This window comes from Infirmifilum sp. (assembly GCF_049970975.1).
Lineage (GTDB): Archaea > Thermoproteota > Thermoprotei > Thermofilales > Thermofilaceae > Thermofilum > Thermofilum uzonense.
Window position 1 is genome coordinate 1 of record NZ_JBMFLX010000091.1, and the last position, 5,594, is coordinate 5,594.

The following is a 5,594-nucleotide window of genomic DNA, read 5'->3' on the forward strand; positions in this document are numbered from 1 at the left end:
CGTACTTGTAGCCGTACACTAGGGAGTAGTATTTGATAGCCCAGGAGACGGGAATCCATATGAGGAGTGCTACTAGCGGGCCCAGAATGTTACCGTTGACTCCTAGAGATGCTCCAAGGAGGAAGGCTATGGGAAGTAGGGTGAACCAGAGCAAGGAGTCGCCTAGCCCTGCAAATGGTCCCATGAGGGCGGTCTTAACTCCACGAATTGTATCTGGGTCGGCGCCCTGCTCCTCAAGTGATATTACCATCCCGTATATCGCGTTGTGCACGTGGGGCTCCGTGTTGTAGAACTCGTTATGTAATCTCATCCAGGCTTTCAACTCCTCGGGGTCTTTTCTGAGCTTCTTTTCAACCTCTAGCATACCATGTGCGAAGCCCGTGCCCATCATTCTCTCATAGTTCCATGAAGACTGTATGAACCATGATAATCCAAACCATCTGAAGAAGTCCTTCGAAGTCGCTGAGCCTTTAACCCCCTGAGACCCGGATGAAAGGGTTAACTGTTGGAATGCTTCGCGGTGGGTGAACAGGTAGAGAGCAAAAATGATTGAGCCGGCAACTAATGCTATTGCGAGTAGGCTGAGTTTGAGGTAGGCGGCTAGTGCAAATCCGAGAATGTAGAAGGCTACCGTCTCCCTTGAAAGCATCATTTTCATCATTATAGCGGCACCTAGAGCTGGTAGAACTGCTCCGGCGACTCCCATCGCGTCCCAGAATCGAATCGTTAGCGGGCCTAGCTGTACTACTTGTAGTGCCTCGATGAAAGATTTCACGGCCTGCGGGTTTATCGCTAGCGCACCCACGAAGGCCCATATAGGAATAGCTCTGCTGAGAGCCCATGGGACGGCGCCTAGGATATTTATGAGGGGTATTTTATCGAAGTTTCCTTTCTCGATCTCGGCGTCAGCCCAGTGTGTGAATACCGCGTCGAAGGATCTTACGACGATCTCAAGGTTCATCGTCAGGACTGCCACTGGTATTGCTAGTGGGACGGCTGCCTCAGGCTTTATCCCCGCTGTGATTGCAACTACGACTGAAGCAATTGTTCCTGTAGCAGCCTCAGGGACTGTTCCGCCGCCTATAGTGAAGAGTCCTGCAAATACGAATTCTAGTAGTGAGCCTACGATTAGACCTGTGATCGGGTCGCCTAGGATAATTCCTGTAAGGGTGCCTGCGACTACGGGGCGCCATATTCCAAGGGGGGTGACCCATATGTAGTCGAGTCCGAAGATGAAGGCAAGCAGTCCTAGAAGTCCGACTTCAACTGGTCCTAGTGCTGTCATACATTAGTGTTTTGGTATACTTTTTTATAAAGTTTTCTTAAGAAGAAAACATGATATACTTATGACTTGTTATAAGTCAATGAGAACATGGTTAAACGAGTGTTAGATTTAACAGGGCAAGAACTTGCCTCTATAACTGCTAAGGACTTCCTTGAGGCGGTTAAGGCCTCGGAGGGCAGAGTAGTGGCTGCTGAAGTCGTTGTAATTGCACGGCCGCTAGTAGACGGTGTTTCCAATGTTGAGCTCGCAGCGAGGTTCGGGGCTGACCTTCTGATTCTAAACATGTATGACGTTTTTGATCCCAAGGTTGAAGGAGTGCCACCTCAGCATAGTTCAATTGGAGGAATTTCTGTCTTCACCCAGCGATTTACAGGAAATAATCTTGAGCCTGTAGATGCAGGGATGCTCCCAGAGGGTAGGAGACTTACCAGAGAATCTGTGCTCAAAAGTATTGAACATGGTTCTCGCCTCTTGTTGGTTACAGGTAATCCGGGTCTAGGGGTGACGTGGAGGCGAATAGCTCTGGGAGTTGAGACAGCTAAATCGGTAGCCGCAGAAAAATCCATTGTTATGGGGGGTAAGATGCATAGTGGTGGATTAAGGGTTGAAAAAATGTTTGACTTGAATCTTATTGAAGAAGTGCTGGCTAGGGGGGCTGACGGCATATTAATACCTGCGCCTTATACAGTTCCATCATCAACGCCCGAGAATGTTAGAACGGTTGTTTCACTGGCGGAGAAATACGATGTCTTAGTAATGTGTACAATCGGGACGTCCCAGGAGGGGGCCCAGCCGGAAGTCATAAGAAGCATAGCCTTGCAATCGAAGGCTTGCGGGTGTGACATTCACCATATCGGTGACTCAGGCTACTCGATGGGCATCGCTAGACCGGAAAACATACTGGAGCTCTCGATAGCTGTGCGAGGAGTAAGACACACTTATAAGCGTATAGCTATGTCTCACCTAAGGTGAAAAGCTTGAAACTCGTACTAGCCTCCCACGGGAGCCTTGGCTGTGAAATGATCAAAGCCGTGGCAATGATACTAGGCGTCTCCATAATGGAGAAAGCCAATTGTGTAGAGCTCCTCGAGGGAGAAAGCCTAGAAAATTATTACGAGAAACTCTCAAAGACTGTCGACAAGGACACAGTCGTGCTCGCAGACCTCTTCGGGGGAACCCCGAGCCGAGCCGCACTAATGCTTCTCCAAGAGGGTAAGGTAAAGGCTGTATTAACAGGCTTTAACATGGCAATGATGATAGAGATTCTATCAAGCGATGCTAAAACTACTGAAGAACTTATTCAAAACGCGAGGAGAGCAGGCCGTGATGGCGTTAGAGCCTTTGTAGGCACAGATTTACGTGAACTTATTGACACCCAGGAAACCCAAGAAAAATCTTTTATCCAGCAGTTGTTAAGAAGAGTAAAAAGTTAATGGTAGGGGGTCAAGGTGGGCTATCAGCAAAACATATTCATCAGGATTGATGACCGCTTCATACATGGACAAGTTACGGCTGCCTGGACAAAACGGTTCGGCGCGACTTCAATATGGGTCGTCAACGATAAGATAGCCTCGAACCCGGCACTTAAACAGCTGCAGTTAATGCTTGCTCCCCCAGGGGTATCGGTTCAGGTTCTTAAGGTAGAAGAGGCATCCGAAAAGGCAAAAAAGCTCAACAATAACGAGAAAGTTCTTATGCTCTTCGAGAACCCCGTGGATGTTGCCAGCTTTCTAGAAAAGTCGGGTATAAAAGTCGAATACGTTCTTCTAGGCCAGATGGGTTATAGGGCCGGGAGAGTAAAAATTGAAAAGACATTCGACATAGGTCCCGAGGACCATAAGGCTCTGCTGAGAATACTTGATATGGGCATAAAATTATACTACCAGCAACTCCCGGATTTTCCGCCCAAGCCCATAGACATGGAGCAGAAAATTAGAAGCCTTAAGTTTTAGGGGATTTGTTTGAAAATAAGGGTCGGGATTATAGGATCTGGCTGGTCTGCAAACGCGTTAGCATGGGCGTTTAATGCGGTTAGATTCAGTGTAAGAGAGGAGAAGTTCCCTAAAATAGAGCTAGTCCGTGCTATGAGTAGAACAGCCAGGAAAGTCGAGGCCTTTGCGCGAGAGTACGGCTTTAAGGAGTGGACAACCAGCGAGACCGATTTCTTTAAGGGAGATTTAGACTTGATTGCTATAAGTACGCCTAATAACACCCACGCCTTATACTCTATTAAGGCAATGGAGTCTGGAGCCGATATTATTATAGAAAAACCTTTCACCGTCTCGCTATCAGAGGCGAAAGACGTTGTTTCGAGAGCCGAAAAGCTGGGGAGAAAAGGGGCTATATGTCTAGTCTCGAGGCTTATTCCGGCTTCCGTGATTGCTCGCGACATGATTTCAAGAGGTGAGCTGGGAGAAATAAGAGAGTTCAGGGCAGTTATAGCCCATGCAAAGCACGCCTACGAGGACACACCGTTCGAGTGGCGTATGAGTAAACAGGTTGCGGGTGGAGGGGTATTCGCGGATCTCGGCGTCCATGCTTTAGACCTCGCTGAGAGTATAACTTCCCGCAGGATAAAGAGGATTTTGGGACGAACATACACTGTTATTGTGGAGCGAAAGGATCCTGTAACAAGGCAGATCGTAAAGGTTGATACTGAGGATGTTGGCTTCGCTTTATTCGAGTACGAAAACGGAGCTCCTGGAATAGTGGAGGCTTCCAAGTTATCTCCTGGATTTGAGGAGCAGATGCGGGTCGAGATCCACGGATCAAGAGGAGGTGTACGGTTCACGCTAACAGAGCCACACACAGTATACCTGTTTAAGAGGGAGACTCAGAGGATTGAGAAGATAGTCAAGGGATTCGAGGAGATATATCCATGGCTCAACTGGCCGGCACCTAAAAGCTTTGAGGGATGGGTGTACTCTTACCTTGTTCTTGTGAAAAATTTTGTGGACAATATTGCTGGGTTAAACGAGAGCCCCTATCCAAACCTCAAAGATGGTCTACGAAGCCAGGAACTTCTAAGCAGTTTTTACGAATCTGCTGCTAGCGGGAAACCCATAGAAGCCATTCTTTAAATGTCTCTACTTACAACATAACTTGTAAAGCCGAACAGACTCAACTTAATTAGTTATCCTTCAAAGATCTATCATTGATCATAGCTTGTATTTGACCTCGTATCCTGACCTTATCCTGTTTAGAGACAAGCTCGAAAATATACTCATAGCTTTTAGTTGCTTCTGGAGCTAGATACGCGTAGTAACCGTTTGCGTAGGAGACGATAAGTGTTGGTAAAGAGGTGCTAGCACGTGCTTCAAACAAGCCTGAAGAAACCTCGAAAGGCAGCCAGATGCTATGCAATATTCCCTTAAGTGTCAATCTTACGATTATTGCCTGGACATTCCTTGGCCAAGCCTTTAAACCGGAAAGCTTTTCTAAGAGCTCTTTTCCTTCCATTGCGGCTTCAGACCTACGATCCGTTTTCTCTCTACCTACTTCAGAAAAGAATGAAACTTCGCTAAGCTTCTCAGATGGATGTTTAAGCCTAAGATCCACCTGGTGCTGTTCGACTGAGATGTCTTCAGCTCGTGCTTCTTTAGTGGTAAATATGGGTGCAGAGCCAATGGTTTGTCTTGCAAGTAGGACTCCCAAACGTTGAGCCTCCGAAAAATTCTGTCCTTTGCGGACGAACCTTGTTGAAACGTTACCCGCCTCTCCATTTACAAAGAGACATGTCTTAACGCCGAGTTTTTCCTCGATATAATCTGTAGCATACCCGACTAAATCCCGCGAGATGAGGAGATTCTCGGGTCCAAGTACAGTGGGATGGACACCAAAGTGGAGTAGACCACACTTATCTCCGTTTCTTGAAGAAAAAACTAGAAGCGTAGACTTATCGTTTATCTCACGTGCAGGATCATCCCTGTCGGTAGCTACACCCTTCACCTTTGCTGTATAGAGGCTTACACTGGCTTGAGAAAGTTTTTCCTCGGCCTCTAGGACAGCATGTTCGAGGGAATCTAAGACATAGTCGAAGTAAAGTTTGTCAAACACCTCGTCTCCAAAGGTCAGTAAAGGTGATTTAAACAATGAGGCTGGAGCTGAGTGAGTATGAGTTCCAACCGCTATAAACACTTCCCGGCTACTCGCCACCCTCGATTTTGCCGAAGCATACAAATTCTCATCAACTCCCAGTAGGTCAAAACTAGTTATCAGGACTCGAAGCCCTCCAGATTCCAGTAATAACACCTTGACAAATATGTCATCATGTACTCCCTGCGAGGGCTCCTTCCTCCTAATGTACCCG

General features: G+C 47.2%; 6 protein-coding genes. 4 read left to right on the forward strand and 2 right to left on the reverse strand.

The window, feature by feature from the left end; translation table 11 throughout:
* A partial coding sequence (locus ACP5KC_RS08580; protein ID WP_428287284.1) for a PTS sugar transporter subunit IIC occupies positions 1-1,285 on the reverse strand: 1,285 nt, incomplete at its 3' end.
* Positions 1,286-1,372: 87 nt separating this feature from the next.
* Between ACP5KC_RS08580 and ACP5KC_RS08585 the strand changes: the two genes are divergently transcribed.
* Genes ACP5KC_RS08585 through ACP5KC_RS08600 form a run of 4 tightly spaced genes read left to right on the forward strand, consistent with a single transcriptional unit; the run spans position 1,373 to position 4,365 of the window.
* Positions 1,373-2,257 carry a haloacid dehalogenase-like hydrolase gene (locus tag ACP5KC_RS08585; RefSeq protein ID WP_191118404.1) on the forward strand — a complete coding sequence of 295 codons (885 nt, stop codon included), beginning with the start codon at positions 1,373-1,375 and terminating at the stop codon, positions 2,255-2,257.
* Positions 2,258-2,262: 5 nt separating this feature from the next.
* Positions 2,263-2,718 carry a PTS sugar transporter subunit IIA gene (locus ACP5KC_RS08590; protein ID WP_191118405.1) on the forward strand — a complete coding sequence of 152 codons (456 nt, stop codon included), beginning with the start codon at positions 2,263-2,265 and terminating at the stop codon, positions 2,716-2,718.
* Positions 2,719-2,733: 15 nt separating this feature from the next.
* Complete coding sequence (locus ACP5KC_RS08595) at positions 2,734-3,237, forward strand: PTS system mannose/fructose/N-acetylgalactosamine-transporter subunit IIB (protein WP_052884089.1); 504 nt, start codon at positions 2,734-2,736, stop codon at positions 3,235-3,237.
* 9 nt (positions 3,238-3,246) lie between these two features.
* Positions 3,247-4,365 (forward strand): Gfo/Idh/MocA family protein, encoded by a 1,119-nt coding sequence (locus tag ACP5KC_RS08600; protein WP_428287285.1) that lies wholly within the window; start codon positions 3,247-3,249, stop codon positions 4,363-4,365.
* A 49-nt stretch (positions 4,366-4,414) separates the two neighbouring features.
* Here the strand turns inward: ACP5KC_RS08600 and ACP5KC_RS08605 are convergent.
* On the reverse strand, positions 4,415-5,594 hold a 1,180-nt coding region (locus tag ACP5KC_RS08605), incomplete at its 5' end, for a neutral/alkaline non-lysosomal ceramidase N-terminal domain-containing protein (RefSeq protein ID WP_428287286.1).